Source organism: Neobacillus sp. OS1-32, from assembly GCF_030915425.1.
GTDB lineage: Bacteria > Bacillota > Bacilli > Bacillales > Cytobacillaceae > Neobacillus > Neobacillus paridis.
On sequence record NZ_CP133263.1, the window covers coordinates 3,689,021 to 3,707,535 of the forward strand.

At 41.8% G+C, this 18,515-nt stretch carries 13 protein-coding genes; 12 read left to right on the forward strand and 1 reads right to left on the reverse strand.

The genetic code is table 11. The features are described 5' to 3' along the window. The first annotated feature begins 94 nt into the window (after window positions 1-94). From manA to RCG24_RS18325, 12 genes are all read left to right on the forward strand, one after another. Complete coding sequence (manA, locus tag RCG24_RS18270; protein ID WP_308077670.1) at window positions 95-1,054, forward strand: mannose-6-phosphate isomerase, class I; 960 nt, start codon at window positions 95-97, stop codon at window positions 1,052-1,054. Window positions 1,055-2,133: 1,079 nt separating this feature from the next. After that, window positions 2,134-3,462, forward strand: a complete 1,329-nt coding sequence (ltrA, locus tag RCG24_RS18275; RefSeq protein WP_308076963.1) for a group II intron reverse transcriptase/maturase — start codon at window positions 2,134-2,136, stop codon at window positions 3,460-3,462. 754 nt (window positions 3,463-4,216) lie between these two features. Continuing rightward, the gene (gene caiT, locus RCG24_RS18280) at window positions 4,217-5,788 is read left to right on the forward strand and encodes an L-carnitine/gamma-butyrobetaine antiporter (RefSeq protein ID WP_202655982.1); all 1,572 of its coding nucleotides are present in this window, start codon (window positions 4,217-4,219) and stop codon (window positions 5,786-5,788) included. Window positions 5,789-5,883: 95 nt separating this feature from the next. After that, complete coding sequence (gene caiA, locus RCG24_RS18285; RefSeq protein WP_202655981.1) at window positions 5,884-7,023, forward strand: crotonobetainyl-CoA dehydrogenase; 1,140 nt, start codon at window positions 5,884-5,886, stop codon at window positions 7,021-7,023. Between the two features lie 72 nt (window positions 7,024-7,095). Then, entirely contained in the window at window positions 7,096-8,307 is a 1,212-nt protein-coding gene (gene caiB, locus RCG24_RS18290; protein WP_308077671.1) for an L-carnitine CoA-transferase, read from the forward strand. Window positions 8,308-8,425: 118 nt separating this feature from the next. Next, the gene (locus tag RCG24_RS18295; RefSeq protein ID WP_308077672.1) at window positions 8,426-9,196 is read left to right on the forward strand and encodes an electron transfer flavoprotein; all 771 of its coding nucleotides are present in this window, start codon (window positions 8,426-8,428) and stop codon (window positions 9,194-9,196) included. Between the two features lie 24 nt (window positions 9,197-9,220). Next, window positions 9,221-10,174, forward strand: coding sequence for an electron transfer flavoprotein subunit alpha/FixB family protein (locus RCG24_RS18300; RefSeq protein ID WP_308077673.1), 954 nt, complete (start codon window positions 9,221-9,223; stop codon window positions 10,172-10,174). Window positions 10,175-10,307: 133 nt separating this feature from the next. Next, window positions 10,308-11,591, forward strand: a complete 1,284-nt coding sequence (locus tag RCG24_RS18305; RefSeq protein WP_308077674.1) for an FAD-dependent oxidoreductase — start codon at window positions 10,308-10,310, stop codon at window positions 11,589-11,591. Continuing rightward, window positions 11,588-11,872: a ferredoxin family protein gene (locus RCG24_RS18310; protein ID WP_202655976.1), complete on the forward strand. Its 285-nt coding sequence runs from the start codon at window positions 11,588-11,590 to the stop codon at window positions 11,870-11,872. The genes RCG24_RS18305 and RCG24_RS18310 overlap by 4 nt, the downstream gene beginning before the upstream one ends. A 67-nt stretch (window positions 11,873-11,939) precedes the next feature. Continuing rightward, window positions 11,940-13,496, forward strand: a complete 1,557-nt coding sequence (caiC, locus tag RCG24_RS18315) for a crotonobetaine/carnitine-CoA ligase (RefSeq protein ID WP_308077675.1) — start codon at window positions 11,940-11,942, stop codon at window positions 13,494-13,496. Window positions 13,497-13,785: 289 nt separating this feature from the next. Continuing rightward, the gene (locus RCG24_RS18320; RefSeq protein ID WP_202655974.1) at window positions 13,786-14,661 is read left to right on the forward strand and encodes a MaoC/PaaZ C-terminal domain-containing protein; all 876 of its coding nucleotides are present in this window, start codon (window positions 13,786-13,788) and stop codon (window positions 14,659-14,661) included. Between the two features lie 119 nt (window positions 14,662-14,780). After that, window positions 14,781-16,121, forward strand: coding sequence for an MFS transporter (locus RCG24_RS18325; protein WP_308077676.1), 1,341 nt, complete (start codon window positions 14,781-14,783; stop codon window positions 16,119-16,121). Window positions 16,122-16,253: 132 nt separating this feature from the next. Here the strand turns inward: RCG24_RS18325 and RCG24_RS18330 are convergent, their stop codons facing one another. Continuing rightward, entirely contained in the window at window positions 16,254-17,726 is a 1,473-nt protein-coding gene (locus RCG24_RS18330; RefSeq protein ID WP_308077677.1) for a sigma-54 interaction domain-containing protein, read from the reverse strand. Window positions 17,727-18,515: the final 789 nt, after the last annotated feature.

Genomic DNA, 18,515 nt, shown 5'->3' on the forward strand with positions numbered 1-18,515 from the left:
TTCGCTAATTAGCTATGACTCTACACTGTATTTTGTCTTTTAAGAGTGATTTTAAAAAAAAGTTATCACCATGAAATGTAATGGGAGGTTTACAATGTACAATAATGAGCCGATTTTTTTGCAGCCAGTATTTCAGGAAAGGATTTGGGGCGGGCAAAAGTTAAGCACAGAATTTCATTATCAGATACCGTATGAGCGAACAGGAGAAGCTTGGGTAATCTCCGCTCATCCGCATGGCCCAAGCGTGATTATGAACGGCCCGCTTGCGGGGAAGACGTTGGCGGATGCCTGGAAAGATCATAAGGAACTTTTTAATAAAGATGCGGGCGAAACAGGAGAGTACCCATTACTCATTAAAATCCTCGATGCCGCTGATGATTTATCTGTTCAAGTCCATCCAAATGATGAATTTGCCCGTGAAGTGGAAGGCGTTCCTTATGGCAAAACGGAATGCTGGTATGTGTTAAGTGCGGAAGACGGGGCTGAACTTGTATATGGCCACCATGCCAAGACAAAAGAGGAATTGGTCTCGATGATTGACCAAGGGGAATGGGACAGGCTGTTAAGGCGCATTAAAGTCAAGGCCGGCGACTTTGTCTATGTTCCCAGCGGTACCATTCATGCGATTGGAAGAGGCATCGTCATTCTCGAAACGCAGCAAAGCTCTGATATCACATATCGTGTTTATGATTATGATCGGACAGATGCTACCGGTAAGAAGCGCGAACTGCATTTGGAACGGGCCAAACAAGTGACTACTGTTCCCCATCAGGATGCGGTTTTAGAGCAGACGGAAACCGTGAATGGCGGCTTAGTTGAAAAGAAATTAGTAGAAGAACAGTATTTTACCGTGTCTCATTGGCAAGTAGACGGACAGGCCAATTGTAAAATGACAGCAGATTACCTGCAGGTGAGTGTCATCGAAGGGAAAGCTGTGCTCACAATTGCTGGACAGTCCTTCGACGTCAAAAAAGGCAGCCAATTTATCCTGCCTCATGGTGTTCGGGAATATCAATTAGAGGGAAAAGCGGAATTTATTGTTTCGCATGAATAAGTAAAAATTGTCACTCAGGAGTTTTTTTAAAAAAGGGTTTAAAGCATGGGGGAATGCCCTCATGCTCTTTTCTTACGCAGGAAAGGGGGTAAAGATCTGAACGGTGTCAGCCATCGTTTATTTTTTAAATAAAGTGGTGGAAAAAGCAACGTTGAGGACGACTTGAGTGTCGTTCTTTTTTCAAACGAGGGAAATAGGAAGCTCACGGAAAATTCTTCTGGAAAATTGTCGTGTGAAAATTCAATTCAATTAAACGTTTGTTTAAAATGACAAGATTTTTAAATATTTAGTGGCCAGACTCATTACCTACCAAGGAATTGGCTATTTTTAATCAAACGATTGTTTAACTTTGCTTAGCAGGACAATGTTGAAATTTGTCAGCGGTTAAACCTGAATCATCATTTTTTCAAAAAAAGAATGATGATTTTGTGCGCTTGGCAGCGCATCGGACTAGAGGGTGAAAGTCCCGAACACACCGAAGTGGCGGAAGTGTATAGCTGACAGGTAGTGCATTGCCGTGAGGAAATGTGCAGAGGACTTGAAGGCAAAACCTGGAACAGGCGACTATTTAACCATGTTGGCTGGCTGAGTCGGATAACCCTGCAAAATAAGGGAGTGTCCAAAACCACAAGAAGGCTCTGTTAGTTAGGAGGACTGGATTCAGGGGAAAGCCCGATGACGTGACCCAAGGAGGTCTCATCGTCTCCATACATACTATGGTAAACCTTAAACAAGTCAGTGATTGGCAAGTTAAGGCTATGGATGGTGAGAAGTCAGAGCAGGGGATAGTAGTGAACAAACTTACCGGAAAGGTCGCAAAGGTAAGTGACTCAATACCTAGTTATTGAGAGGAGCCATAACCCAAAAGGTATGGACTCTATGCGAAGCCCGTCTGTCCATGGAAGAGAAACTGAGTTAGCTTAGAATACGTCATGTCCATACAGAAACCGAGAGGACAAATCCATAGAATCGGGGTCGAACAGAAGGGTAGACCGTATGGGGCGTAGTACTTTATGGATCTGTTGATATTGCCGAGGTTGGGCTAGTTAATCATCAGACTGAAAGGAAAGAAACGGAACATGAACGGAAAAGAAGACAAACAAGGTTTTCGTGAGGGAGTAAAGACTCCACAAAAGAAGAAATGGTATAGTCTCATAGATAAAATATGGGCAATGCCTAACATGGAGGAAGCCTTTAAAGAGGTAAAAAGGAATCGTGGAGCCGCAGGGGTAGACGGAGTAACCATTAAAGCATTTGAATTTGGTGTGGAGGATAATGTACAAATCCTTCAACGTGAGTTACGAGAAAAGACATACAAGCCGAGACCTGTGAAGCGTGTATATATTCCAAAGGCTGACGGTTCAAAAAGACCTTTAGGCATCCCAACCGTGAGAGACCGAGTAGTACAAGCTTCTGTACGTAGAATAATAGAACCAATATTTGAAGCTAAATTTCTTGATTGTAGTTTTGGTTTTCGACCGAATCGAAGTGCACATATGGCATTAGAGAAAATCCGAAAGGATTTACTGGATGGGTATGTGTACGTAATTGATGCAGACCTGAAATCATATTTTGATACAATTCCGCATGACAAACTTATGACTTTAGTTAGGGAAGAAATAGTGGACGGAAGTGTCATTAGATTGCTTGAAAGTTTTCTCCAAGCAGGAATTATGGAGGGTGGCAGTTTCCATCTAAATGAAAAAGGTACTCCACAGGGCGGTGTCATCAGTCCGTTACTTGCGAACATATATTTGCATCCATTGGATGAACTTATGACAGAAAGAGGGCATCGCATTACACGATATGCAGATGACTTCGTTATTTGTTGTAAATCACAAAAGGGTGCCGAAAGGGTACTTAAATCAGTCACTCGATTCCTTGAACAAAAACTCGGATTAATCATCCATCCCGAAAAGACTAAGATTGTTAATAATATGAATGAATCATTTGTTTTTCTGGGGTATGAATTTAAACAAGCTTTCTGGGTTAAACCTTCTAAGAAATCTATAAAGAAGTTTAAAAGTAAAGTCAAGGAGATAACAAAGCGAAACCAAACGGTGAACATTGAAAAACTGATTAAAGAAAGACTCAACCCATATTTAAGAGGATGGGGAAATTATTTTGGATATTGGCACTCAAAGACACTAATGGTTAAGTTTGATAAATGGATTAGAAGAAGATTACGGTCTGTTCAATTAAGAAGTTGGAGGAAAATAAGGAAACTACATAGGGAGTTACGCAGAAGAAAATGGAAAGGGGAACTTCCACAGCTTCGGATGTATGCATGGAGAAGTTCAAAGTGTAAACCCGTAAACGTAGCCCTTCCAAATGAATGGTTTTATAAAGAGAAAGGTCTTGTTTCTCTTGTGGATATTTACAATGAACATCATCCCCAACGGGGATAATCATGGAGGAGCCGTATGCGATGACCCGCACGTACGGATCTGTGAGAGGCGCATGAGTAATTCATGCGCCTACTCTATTTTTTTTTGAGCAAAAAAGTGTCTCTCGAAGATCATCTCTGCTGAAGATTTTGAAATCCGAGCAACTTTGATTAGTAAAATAATTTTTACACCAACGCAGATTCCTTATGAAAAAAGGATATTTTCCTAGAAAAAATATTTTACACGTAAAAATTTTTTTACAACAGAGAATATTGGATTCTATTTTTTCTATCCGTTCTTTTTAAATTGAGTGACAAAATGCTCACCATTTCACATGTTAGTCACAAATTCGTGATATTCCTGTCAAAATTTCAGCGGCATGATTTTAAAATTTGGCACGGATGATGCAAATATATAAGGACGAAACCATGGTTTTTAGTACAAAGAGTTTTAGTTTCCTACAAAACATTCTAATTGAAGGGTGGGTGGCTTTTTCAAAGAGAGGATTTCAAAGAATGTGTTTAGCTAATAAGGAAGTGAAAATTTTTCCAAAATTTATACTCCCTTATGTCGCATAAATTCAACTACGCCTCATGAACCGTCCTTAAGGACTCGTCAGTCGGCAAGTTTTCATTTAATCGCAAACTTAAAGCTGAAAGCAGAATACAATTCTTGAAAACCAATCTACCAACAAACTTCTCCAGGCCCATAATAAGCAAAAACAATTAGATGGACCAACATTTGGAATTTTAATTTAGGTAGGAGTGGGATCTTTATGGAACCAAATAAGAAAAAATTGAGTCTTGATCACGCCATATTTTGGCCGCCATTAATCATTATTGCTATTGTATGTGCATTCATTATCAAAAATCCTGAGCAGGCAAACAAAATATCGGGAAGTGCCTTAAGCTGGGTAACCAACAACCTTGGCTGGGCCTTTGAATGGTACGTCATTATTATGTTTGCGATCTGTATGTATTTCGTTTTTGGAAAGCTCAAAGATAAGAGATTGGGAGACGGCCCGCCAGAATTCAGTACGTTTTCTTGGCTCGGAATGATGTTTACCTCTACGTCAAGTGCAGCTCTCATTTATTGGGCATCGATTGAATGGCTCTATTATATGCAAAGTCCGCCGCATGGCGCTAAACCATACTCAACGGAAGCGGCTATGTGGGGATCTGCTTATGGGATGTATCACTGGGGACTTATTCCTGTTGCCATGTATGTAGTTGTCGGTGTAGCCATTGGATACAACTTCTTTGTTAAGAAAAGAGATGTCATTAAACCAAGCAGTGTGTGCGGCGTTTTAGGCAAGCGGAAAGAGGGCTGGCTCGGGAAAGTGATTGACGTCCTCTATATTATTGGGATGGTTGCCGGCGTGGGAACATCGTTAGGCTTAGGTACTCCACTTGTAGCTGAACTTATTTCCAAGATTTTTGGAGTTAAACATACCTTATCGCTGGACGGTTCGATTCTGATCGCCTGGATTGCCTTATTCATCATCACTCTCTATTTCGGTTTACAGAAGGGGATCAAATTCCTTAGCGACCTCCGGGTTTGGCTGGCATTTGGAGTTATCATATTCGTTCTAATTTTTGGGAACATGTCTTATATTTTAAACGGCTTTACAGATGCAGTTGGCATGATGCTGCAAAATCTAATCGTTATGACCTTTTATACCGATACATTTGGAAAATCCGGTTGGCCGCAAGGTTGGACGATTTTCTATTGGGCTTGGTTCTTGAACTGTGTATTATCTTATGCGATTTATCTTGTCAAAATTTCCAAAGGAAGAACGATTCGCGAATTTGCGCTCGGCGTTTTAGGATCGATTACCATTGGTGAAATGGTGTTCTTCGGTGTGTTTACCCCTTACAGCATGAATATTTACTATAAAGGAATTATTGATATTCCAGCGATCTTTGCAAAATTTGGAGCACCACATACCATCGTCGAAATTTGGTCTACTTTACCGCTAGCTGCAATCGTTTTACCTGTTTTACTTGTATATTGTTTTGTTTCTACTGGTACATTCATCAACGGTGTGGCTTATACGTTGGCAATGGTTACGACGAAAGGGATTACCGAAAATGATGAACCTTCAAGATTTAATCGTATTTCCTGGGCGTTGATTCTTGGTTTATTAGCGATTTCATTATTGTTACTAGGTGGACTGCAGCCGTTACAAACTTCCTCTGTTATCGGCGGCTTGCCAATGATGGTCGTTTGTATCATTATTCCGATTTCTTTCTTCAGAGAAATTAAGAAGACCGGCTGGGGCGGTATTGAGCAAGATTTAAATGCAAATGTAGCGATGAATCTGAAAAAGAAAAAACAAAGTGTCTAGAAAAAACAACCGGATAAACATTTGTAAAAAAGCAAGTTTTCTCTGCCGCTTAGGCAGAGAAACTGCTTAATTGATAGATTTAGGAGGTTTCAACAATGGATTTCAGACTTACAGATGAACAGGAATTATTAGTAAAAGGTATTCAGGATTTAATGGCAAGAGAAAACTGGGAAAGTTATTTTGCAGAATGTGATGCCAAAAGTGAATACCCTGAAAGATTTGTAAAAGAACTAGCTGATTTAGGTGTGGACAGTCTTTTGTTACCTGAAGAATATGATGGCTTTGATGCAGGATTGGTAACGGTAACAGCTGTTTGGGAGGAACTTGGAAGGCTGGGTGCCCCGACTTATGTGTTATATCAGCTGCCTGGATTTAATACGATTTTGCGTGAAGGCACCGAGGAGCAAATCGAGAAGATTATGGCTTTACGTGGTACCGGCAAGCAAATGTGGAATTCAGCAATTACTGAACCAGGAGCAGGATCAGATGTTGGTAGCCTGCAAACAACGTACACCCGTAAAGATGGAAAAGTATATTTAAACGGCCATAAAACATTTATCACAAGCAGTGCAAAAGCTCCTTACCTGGTGGTTATGGCCAGAGATTCCGAAAACTACGATACCTTCACAGAATGGTTTGTCGATATGAAGAAACCAGGAATCAAGCTGGAAAAGCTGACAAAGCTTGGTTTACGAATGGACAGCTGTTGCGAAATCTACTTCGACAATGTGGAATTAGAAGAAAAGGATATGTTTGGTAAAGAAGGCAACGGCTTTAACCGTGTGAAAGAAGAATTTGACTTTGAACGCTTCCTCGTTGCCTGCACGAACTATGGTACGGCTTATTGTGCGCTTGAAGATGCCGCGAAATATGCGAACCAACGGGTCCAATTCGGTGAGGCGATTGGAAGAACGCAATTAATTCAAGAGAAGTTCTGCAACATGGCAATCAAAGTAACGAACATGCGCAATATGTTATATGAAGCTGCTTGGAAATATGATCATGGCATGATGACTTCCGGAGATGCGGCAATGTGTAAATATTACTGTGCCAATGCTGCCTTTGAAGTGGTTGATGATGCGATGCAGGTTTTAGGCGGCGTAGGTATTGCTGGTGACCACCGCATCAGCCGTTTCTGGCGCGACCTTCGTGTGGACCGCGTTTCTGGTGGAACCGATGAAATGCAAATTCTTACTGCAGGTAGAGCAGTGCTTAAAAAATATCGTAATCAATAAATAGCAATTTTTCGCTAGGAATAGTTGTTTAACAGCAATGGTGATCCGCTCAAGAGGAGGAAATGAATCGAAATGTCAATGGAAATGAAAACTCCCGCATTTGGGAACTTACAAGGATTAAAGGTTGTTTACTCCGCTGTTGAAATTGCCGGTCCGGAGGCCGCACAGATGATGGCAGAATGGGGTGCCGATGTTACCTGGATCGAAAATACCTCCAATGGGGATTCAATGAGGGATACAACATATGTCAAAGAATTGGAACGCCGCAATCAAAAGAGCTTATCCTTGAATATCTTCTCAGAGGAAGGCAGAGAAGTATTCTTAAAATTAATTGAAACCGCCGATATTTTTATCGAATCAAGTAAAGGTCCGGCATTCGCCAAGCGTGGTCTTACCGATGAATTATTATGGGAGCATAATAAATCACTCGTTATCGTCCATGTTTCCGGATTTGGTCACACTGGGGTACCGGATCGAGTCAACCGGGCTGCCTACGACCAAACAGCTCAAGCGTTCAGCGGCTATTTAGCCCAAAACGGTACAGAAGAACAGCCAATGATTGCTTCTCCATATACAGGTGATTATTTTACATCCCTAATGGTTGTAGGATCTTCGCTAGCCGCCCTCTATAAAGCACAAAAAACAGGGGTTGGCGAAAGTATTGACGTCGCCATGTACGAAGTTATGCTTCGCATGGGTGCCTATTATATGATGGATTACCTTAATGGCGGCATTCTCTATCCGCGTGCCGGGGCAAGACATCAGAACCTCTGCGGCATCGGGGTCTATAAATGTAAAGATGGCTTTTTGAGCCTCTGTCTATATGGAGCGAAACAGAACAAAGCCCTACTTGATCGAATCGGTCTGGGTTACCTGTGGGGTACTGAGGAGTATCCGGAAGGCACGACTGCGCTTTGGCTTGATGGACCTAAGGCAGAGCTTATCGAGCAGAAACTGGAAGAATACTTATTGACGCAGCCGGTAGACGAAGTGGAAGAGGACTTCTCCAATTGCAAAATTGCTGCGAATAAAGTGATGACATTTGAAGAATTGCCGGAGCATCCACATTTTAAAGCGCGTGAGGCCTTCATTGAATGGGAAACGATGGAAGGCAAGAAGTGTAAAGGACCAAACATCTTCCCTAAATTCAAAAACAACCCGGGACAAGTTTGGCGGCCAATGCCAACACTAGGAATGGATACGAAAACGATTTTAACAGATTTGGGATATTCCAGTGAAGAGATCCACGAACTGAAGGAAAAAGGCATTATTAAAATGTCTTAAGGGAAATGGCTCACATTTCAATTCATGAAGCGGGATGTATGAATCATTTGAATTCATGCACCCGCCCTATCAAGAAATCAACGATGAAGCAGACTAATGATTAAGAAGGTGTAAAAAAATGAGAGTTATTGCATGTAGCAAAGCGGTTCCTGAAGAACAGGACATTGTTATTTCAAAGGATAGACAAGTTTCTTTTGATAAAGCGGAATGGAAATTCGGTTCCTATGACCTAAACGCAGTTGAAGCAGGGAAACAGATTGTCGAGGCTGCAGGGGGCCAATTATCCGGTTTATGTGCCGGCGGAAAAATTCTCGAAAATCCAAAAATGAAAAAGGATATCGTTTCCAGAGGGCTTGATGAGTTATTTACCGTAACAGATGAAGCGCTAGAACAGGTAGACAGTTTTCAAACGGCTAAAGTTCTTGAAGCGGCAATTAAAAAAATGGGCGAATATGATCTCGTTTTATGCGGCGCTGGTTCTTCTGACTTATATGCACAAGAAGTCGGTAATCAACTAGGTGAATTATTAGGCGTGCCGGTAGTGAATGCGGTCAACAAAATTACTCCTGAAGGAGATAAAGTGATCGTGGAACGGGCGCTGGAAAATGAAATTCAAGTGCTGGAAATTTCTCTACCTGCCGTTCTGTCTGTAACTTCAGAAATTAATACTCCACGTATTCCTGGAATGAAGGACATTATTTCTGCGAATAAAAAACCAGTCACAAGATGGAGCTTGGCTGACATCGATGTGGCTGAATTGGAACCATCTCGTGAAGTTGTCAGTACGTTAGCACCAGAGCAAGCCGATCGCCGCCTGAATATTTTAGAAGGCGATTCTGAAGAAGCAGTTGCAGAATTTGTAAAACTGATTAGTGCCGAATTGAAGTAAACAGAATAACGAGGTGAAATGAACATGACTGTAAATAAAGTATGGATTATAACGGATGACCGTAATGCTTTAGGAGAATTATGTGCTGGCGGACGCCAGCTGGGCGAAACAGTATCCGCCGTTGTCTTTGCCGATAAAACACAAGCAGAAGAAGCGATTCAACTTGGAGCAGACGAGGTTTACGTATTTGGACAGCCTTCGGAATCAGTGGTGATCGAATCTTATTCCAAAGCAATTGCCGATATGATTCGTGAGGCGGAAGTAAATTTAGTGATGGTTCATGCTTCTGTTAGCGGCAAGCTCATTGCCGGAAAAATTGCCGCCCAATTAGGAACGGGAGCATTAGCTAATATCTCAGATATTGATGTCGAAGATGGCATCGTGGTGAAACATATGGTGTACGGCGGGGCCGCAGTTAGAACGGAAAAGGCCTTATCAAAAACGGCTGTTGTTACCGTAGGAACCGGTGTATTTACAGCATTGGCAAAAGATCCGTCACGACAAGGGAGCGTAACTGAAGTAAATCCGGAACTGGCTAATACAGGAATCCGCGTCTTGGAAACACGTCCAAAACAAGGTGAGGTCGTCAATTTAAGTTCCGCCAAACGAGTAGTCGGGGTTGGCCGTGGTTTTGCCAGCAAGGATGACCTGCAAATGGCGGAAGAACTTGCTACTTTAGTTGGTGCGGAAATGGCTTGCAGCCGTCCAATTGCCGAAGGTGAGAAATGGATGAGCAAGGAGCGCTATGTAGGTGTTTCAGGTGCCGTTGTGAAGCCGGATATTTATCTGGCAATTGGAATCTCTGGCCAAATCCAGCATATGGTAGGCGTCAATCAGGCAAAAACACTTGTGGCCATTAACAAGGATAAAAATGCCCCGGTATTCAAACAAGTGGATATTGGTCTGGTCGGGGATATCTATCAAGTTCTGCCGCAAATTGTTGCCAAATTAAAAGAGCAAAAATTAGTGACGGTTTAGTAAGTGGAGGCTGCTGACAGCAGCTTCTTGCCACATCTAAACAAAAGGATAAGCAGAACGGAAGACAAGCTGCAAGGTTACAGCAACTTAGAATCAATTATCATCAAATACAACAGGGCAGAGGTGAAAAAGATTGAGCGAATTTGATGCCATTATAGTAGGTGGAGGCCTTGCCGGCTCTACTGCGGCTTATGTCTTGGCGCAGCAGGGGTTGGAGGTTCTACTTATCGAAAGAGGAAATTATGGTGGTTCCAAAAATATGACCGGCGGTCGTCTCTATGCTCACAGTTTGGAAAAAATCATTCCAAACTTTGCTGAGGAGGCACCAGTCGAGCGAAGAGTGGTTAAAGAGCGGATCAGCATGATGACAGAAAATGATGCGTTCACGATCGATTATCATTCACCGCGTTTAGCACAAGCTGGCAGTGATTCATACGTTGTCATGCGCGGTGAGTTTGACCGCTGGCTTTTCGACAAAGCGGAAGAAGCAGGAGCGATGACTGCAGCTGGTATCAAGGTAGACGAGCTGATTGTTGAAAATAATCGCGTCACTGGTGTGATCTGCGGTGATGAGGAAATGCGGGCTGACGTCGTCATTCTCGCCGATGGGGTCAATTCCTTATTGGCAGAAAAAGCTGGCTTAAGAAAAAGAGTTCAACCATCTCAGGTAGCCGTAGGAGTCAAAGAAGTATACGGGCTGCCTGCCAAGGTGATTGAGGATCGCTTTGGCTTAACAGGTAATGAAGGTACGGCTTGGTTATTTGCCGGTTCGCCAAGCAATGGCTTGGTTGGCGGCGGCTTTCTGTATACCAATAAGGAAAGCATTTCTCTTGGTCTAGTCCTCGGTCTTGAACATATCGGCGAAAGTGAAAAAACAATTGAAGAAATGATGGTTGCCTTTTCCAATCACCCTGAAATAGCTCCGTTAATTAAGGATGCCAAGCTATTGGAAAGAAGTGGACACGTTGTTCCGGAAGCCGGTTTATCGATGGTTTCAACCTTGTACGGTGACGGTTACTTAATTTGTGGCGATGCCGCCGGCTTTTGTTTAAACATCGGTTACATGGTGCGAGGAATGGATTTGGCGATTGCCTCAGGAGAGATGGCCGCAAAAGCTGTCATTGCTGCAAAGGAAAAAGGCGACTTCAGTTCAGCGACACTACAAAGCTATAAAACTATGCTGGATGAAAGCTTTATCATGAAGGATCTGGCTGTTTATAAAAATTTCCCATCGTTTATGGAAAATCTGCGGATTTTTAACCAATACCCGGCAATGGTATCGGAAATTATGGCAGAAATGTTTATCGTCAACGGGTCTCCTGCCGTTCCATTACGGAAAAAGGCCATGAAACATCTGAAGACTGTTGGCTTAATGAATCTGCTAAAAGATGGATTTAAGGGGGTTAAATCTGTATGACCATGTCTGTTGAAGAAAAATTGGGCGTCAATAAGTTTTTTGTGAATGAAGGCAAACCCCATATAGAGATCGACCCTAACTATCCCGATATGAAGGAAAAGCTGAAGCTTGTCAAAGCCTGTCCGGGCGGCTTATATAAACTGAATGAAAATGGAACATTATCGTTTGATTATGCCGGCTGTCTGGAATGTGGGACCTGCAGGATTTTGTGTTTAGGTACGGTTGTTAAGAAATGGGAGTACCCGGAAAGTACCATGGGTGTGGAATACCGGTACGGATAATAAAGTGAAACTTCCATCAGCGGGGATAAAATAGCTGAACCTTTTGAGATGCTAAGAGGTGGAAAAAATGGCAGATATAGTGGGGAACAAGACTTTACGGGATTTGTGGGATGAGCTGGTCCGTATCTACGGTGAAAAAAAAGTCTTGATCTTTCATGACTGCAATGGAAATGTCAATGAATTTACCTATCGACAGTTAAATGAAGAAATTAATAAGACAGCCAATTTATTCCTCGATCTAGGAATAAAGAAGGGCGATCATGTTGCCATTCAACTGCATAATTGCCCGGAATTTTTAATGAGTTGGTTTGGTCTGGCAAAAATCGGTGCCGTCATGGTTCCTTTAAACACACAATATACCGAAGAAGAATGTGAATACATTATCAATAAATGTGACGGTGTCGAGCTCGCCATTGTGGAAGAAGAGTTTTTACCGTTTTACCAAGGTGCCGACTCTGGCAAGATGATGGGGATCAAACACATATTGTTGGCGAGAACTGATAAGCAGCTCCCTGGTACAGTAAATTTTACCGAAAACAAAGACAAGCAGCCTGTGGAATTAACGGAACTGATCCCTTTAACAAGCGATGATACCGCCGAGATTTTGTTTACATCAGGAACTACATCAAGACCAAAGGGTGTTGTGCTGACACATTGCAATATGTTATATGCCGGTCATTTTACTGCCTGGCAGCTATCGATGCGGCAGGATGATCGCTATTTAACAATTATGCCGGCCTTCCATGTTGATTTTCAGCTTAATGCCTTAATGCCTGTGTTGACCGTCGGGGCGACGATGATTGCTGTGGAGAAATACAGTGCAAGAAGGTTTTGGAAACAAATTGTTGATTATAAAGCGACGATTACAGAATGTGTCCCGATGATGCTTCGGACAATGATGCTACAGCCTCAGCAGGAATGGGAAAAAGACCACTGCGTTCGTGAAGTGTTCTTCTACCTAGCAATGACTCCTGAAGAAAAGTTAGCTTTTGAAGAGCGTTTTAACGTGAAATTTTTAAATTCATATGGCTTAAGTGAATCTCTTGTTGGTGTTATTGGCGACTCTCCATCTGGAGAAAGGAACTGGCCTTCGATAGGGAAACCGGGACTGTCCTATGAAGCAAAAATTATTGATGAAGAAGGCGATGAGCTTCCTCCTAATGCCATTGGAGAAATTTATATAAAAGGTGTTCCCGGAAGAACGATCATGAAGGAGTACTATCATGACCCTGAAGCGACAGCAAAATCCCTAAATTCAGAGGGATGGCTGCATACCGGAGATAAGGGTTATGTGGATGAGTCCGGTTGGTTTTACTTTGTGGACCGCAAAGTAAATATGATTAAAAGATCGGGAGAAAACATTTCCACCTCGGAAATTGAAAATATTCTGATGTCCCATCCGAAAATTGAGGAGGCGGCAGTCATCGGCGTCCCCGATCCGATTCGGGACCAGGCAGTCAAGGCCTTTATTGTCTTTAAAGAGGGCGAAGAGCTTAGCCAGGAGGAGATCTTAGCCTATTGTCATTGCCATATGGCTAAATTCAAAGTGCCTTCCTTTATCGAAATAAGAAAATCATTACCAAGAACCTGCACTTATAAGGTCCAAAAAAAATTACTTAAATAAGCAGATTAGTCAGCTCTGGCTGCATGAGCGGTCTATGAAATGATCAAACGCTGATGAATAGAATGAGTGGTAACAACTAGCATTTGCTAGGCTAATAAAAAAGCGTGCCTGTCTTCCTAAAGCTTTATACTTTCTTAACGCATAAGCGCACCAAGGAAAGCTTCATAAAAGCATAGGTATCGCAGCCCAAAAGTTATGTTTTGGGCGACCTAGCCTCTGCCTTCGCCCTTTGGGGCTCGCCAGTCGGCGAGTTTTCTTTAAAATTATAGATTTAGAAAGGATGAAAAAAATGACGTCAGCAACAGAAACCAAATCAAGAATTAAAATGGAAATGGTTGGACAAACATTCGGCCCATTCGAAAGGGATTACAATTTTAAAGATTTGATCCTTTTTGCCCTTGGCTGCGGTGCCGGCATCGATGGTAAAACAGATTTGGAATATGTTTACGAGAAGGACTTGAAAATTCTCCCCATGTTTGCAGCGATGCCAATTGTCGACAGTGAAGTCACGAAAACGATTGATTACGGCTATAATTATGCCGGCTCCCTTCATTGGGGCTTTGATTTAAAATTCCACAAGCCGTTGACAAAATTATCTGGTAAACTAAGTACACATGTATTGCTGAAGGGCTTATACGACCGTGGTCCTGACAAAGGTCTGTTAGCCCAGCATGTTGGTGATACGTATGATGAAAATGGCGAATTATTATTTACCAATGAAAGCTGGGATTGTTTAATTTATGATGGTGGCTTTGGCGGACCGAAACCACCAAAAGATATTGTAGAAATGCCGGATAGAGAACCTGATTTTGAAGTGGAGGAGCGGATTCCTGAGAATCAAGCGTTAATTTACAGACTATCAGGAGATTTCCATCCACAGCATATCGATTGGGAATATGCCAAGGCAAATGGCCAAATGAAGCCAATTCTTCATGCTGTAAGTTTTGCTGGGGTTGCCTGCCGTCATTTTATTAAAACATTCATTCCTGGTGAACCGGAGAGATTAACCCGCTTCAAAACACGTATAACGGCTTCTCTTCTGCCTGGAGCAACGATTAAAACACAAATGTGGAAAATGGGTGAAAATAAGATTCATTTTAGAGTCATCGATGCTTACACACAAGCAAAGCCTTACCTGAACTTTGGCATTATTGAATGGAAATAGATTGATGATACCTAAAGGTTAAACTCACTGGAATGCGGCAGCGGAGCCTTGGTGATTGTTAAAGAGTGAGCAAGTGCTTCGCTCCACTTCCAGCCGAAGGTTTACCAAAAAGGGAGATAATGATGATGCAACCACAAAAAACCCTCGATGATTTTGAATTAACACCTTTTTTAAAAAAGATTATCATTTTTGCCAGCGGCGGTCCATTTTTGGATGGCTATGTTCTCGTTATTATTGGGGTAGCTCTGGCCCAATTAGGCCCAAAATTGCATTTGACGGCGCATTGGAGTGCATTGGTCGGAGCAGCCGCCTTGGCAGGGATTTTTATTGGCACGGCCCTATTTGGTTATGTAACCGATATAATCGGCCGACAAAAGATGTTTACTATTGATATTATCGCTATTGCCATTATTTCTATTGCTACAATGTTTGTTACTACCCCCATTCAACTTGTTATTATGAGGTTTTTAATCGGGATCGTGATTGGAGCAGATTACCCGATTGCCACTTCTCTAGTAACGGAATTTACACCACGAAAGTACAGGGCTATTTCAATCGGATTTATTGCTGCTATTTGGTATGTAGGAGCCACCGCAGCGGACATTGTCGGATACTATTTGATTGATGTTGACGGTGGTTGGCGCTGGATGCTGGGCAGTTCTTTTATCCCTTGCGTGATCCTTTTAATCGGAAGATGGGGAACACCGGAATCGCCGCGCTGGCTGGCAAGCAAAGGGCGGATGGAAGAGGCGAGAGCGATTGTAGCCAAGCTCTTTGGTCCCGATGTAGAAGTGGAAGCAGAAGAGGTTCAAAAGACTCGTTATAGTAAGATTTTTGAAAAAGGCTATTTCGGAAGGATGCTGTTTGTCGGTACCATCTGGGCCTGTCAGGTAGTTCCGATGTTTGGATTATATACCTTTGGGCCGCAAATCATGAGTGCCTTTGGCTTTGGTTCAGGCAGCCAAGCGATATTAGGTGATATCGTGATCAGTATGTTTTTCTTAATCGGCTGTATTCCGGCAATGTTCTGGCTCAATTCGATTGGCCGACGCCCTTTACTAATTGGCAGCTTTGCGATTATGACGTTTGCCCTAGCTGTTTTGGGATTTTTCCCAAACGCTAATATCTGGATTGTTGTTGCGGCCTTTGCGCTATATGCTTTCTTTTCCGGCGGACCTGGGATTTTGCAATGGCTTTATCCAAATGAACTGTTCCCAACGGAGATTCGCGCTTCGGCTGTAGGAGCCGCCATGGCCTTTAGTCGAATTGGCACCGTTTTGTCAACCTATGCCTTACCAATCTTTATGGAGGCTCGGGGAGTTGGCCCAACGATGTTTGTTGGCGTGGCCATCACAGTTCTCGGTTTAGTCGTGTCCATAGCGATGGCTCCTGAGACAAAAGGATTAACATTGGCTCAGTCAAGCTCGGTCGATTTAGGGAAACGAGTAATAGCCAAATAATCTGGTTCCTAAACCGTATGCTGAAAAATTCGAAGAGATCCTTAATCTCGTATTACATTAAAAAGTTATCCTGAAAAAGACAATGAAAAAACCTTAACATTTACGAAAAAGTGTTAAGGTTTTTTATTTGTACTATTTAATGTAAGTCTCATGCTCGATGTCGATATTCAATTTCTTTAGTTTGTAAAATAAACTTTGGCGTGACAAGCCTAATTCTTTTGCAGATTGATTCATATTCCCGTTATTTCGCTTGAGCGCTTGCAGCAATATATCTTTCTCAACTTGGTTCATAATTTGTTTAAAATCGTTTGTTTTTGGCAAAATGATCGGCAAAATATTACTTTTGAGGGCATTCTCTTGAATGAAAGCAGGTAAATGCCGTACTAACAGGGAAGTATCATTGGGATCAACCATGTTCATTGCATGCTCGATACAGTGACTTAATTCCCGGACATTTCCCGGCCAGTTATAATTTTCGAGTATTTTCATGACCTCCGGGGAGAGTCTGTCGATTTTTCTTCCCAGAATCTTATTGTATTTTTTTATATAATGCCAGGATAATGTAATGATATCCTCCTTTCGGTTTCGTAAAGATGGACATTCTAACGTAACAACGGCGAGCCGGTAATAAAAATCACTCCTTAGCTTTTCATTTTCAATCGCCTCTAAGGGATTAATATTCATCGCACTAATAATCCGTGGATTCACAGGGATTTCCTGGTTCCCTCCGACCCGGCGAATGCGATTGGTCTCCAATGCTCTTAACAATTTGGCTTGTAGAACAATACTCATGGAATTGAGCTCATCAAGAAAGAGAGTGCCATTTTTAGCTTCTTCAAATAGTCCGGCTTTATTTTCAGCCCCGGTAAAGGCACCTTTCGTTGTTCCGAACAGTATGCTTTCCAGTAACGAATCTGGAATCGCCGAGCAGTTGACGGCGATAAACGGCTCTTTTGCGCGGGAGCTTTCGTTATGAATACTTTGGGCAAAAAGCTCTTTACCGGTTCCGGTTTCCCCTAAAATCATGATGCGTGACTCTGACCGGGCCATTCTTTTTGCCGATTGAATCACACTTTGCATCGCTTCTCCCGAGCCAATAATGTCCTCGAAGCAAAACTGGGTTCCATTATTAATCTGATGATGCAGTTGATTATTAAGGGCTTTTTGCAGTTTAGTGACAATCTCTGTAAGGGCTTGGATTTTGCTGGTATCGCGGCTGATCGCGACTGAACCGGTGACCTCCTGTCCTGTGAAGACAGGAAAAATGTCCATTACGAGCTCTACAGGCCCTCCACTGGCTGAAGTATAACGTAATAGCGTATTTTTTAATACCCGTTTTTCTTTGATAGCCTTTATGTGGACACTATTTTCTTCCCCGAGTTTATAAACATCTAATACATTTTCTCCGATAATTTCACTCGTTTTATAGCCGTCCAGCTTTTCAAAATCCTTGGATGCAAAAACGATTCTTCCTGTGGCATCAACAATGGAAATATAACAGTCTTCTAAGCAATCTAAAGAGTGAATAATTAATTCCAAATCATCATGGTCCGCTATCGAATTGTTTTTAACTATTTGAGATTTCGAAAAATTGTTTATGGCCATCAATTACATCTCTCCTAAATGGCGTTCATTATTTGTTAAAAAAATCAGATAACTTACTGAAAAATCTTTGATGTCCTGTAACAGTACCGTTTCCTCTATTCTATTTTGTCACAGTTTTTCTAGCTGTGTGATTTCAAAAAATGAAAGTTTTATTAAATTTAGCTGCCTGTTATCTTGACGAAAGCTGGGATGATCGGGAAGTAAAGTTGATTGAAATTTTTTGATGCTACAATCACAATCAACATAGAAAACAATCCTAAGACGGCGATGAATCCATAAAGATTCATATTTCTTTAATTACGGGAGATGGTCATGAGAAATGCAAGACTAATTAGAATTCACAATGTTGTCACAAAGATTCGCTTGATTCTTAATTTTCTGTGTTACAATGTAATTGTAAAAGATAAATAACAAAAACATAACATCTTAGGAGACTCAACCATACGTGTTCGTTCCGTTCGTGAACGAGTAGTAAGGTAATTCCTTTACAAAACGGAATGAGGCGGAGCAAGAAGATCATTTTGAGAAAAGGATAAATCATTAATGATTCCTTCAAAATTAGCATTAGTTAAACCTAATGCTCAATTAAGAAGCAAGCTTGAAAGTGAATAAAAAAACACTTACAAGTCAGAAAAATCAATGATTTATAAGGTGAATATGAAGGAAAATAAACCGACATATTCTACCCGACTTGATCAAAAAGATCGATTGCGAAGAGGTCAAATTCCAATTGGGGAATAAAGAGTCTTAATCGGTACTAAACCGAAAAAGTTTCTTACAGGAATTTGA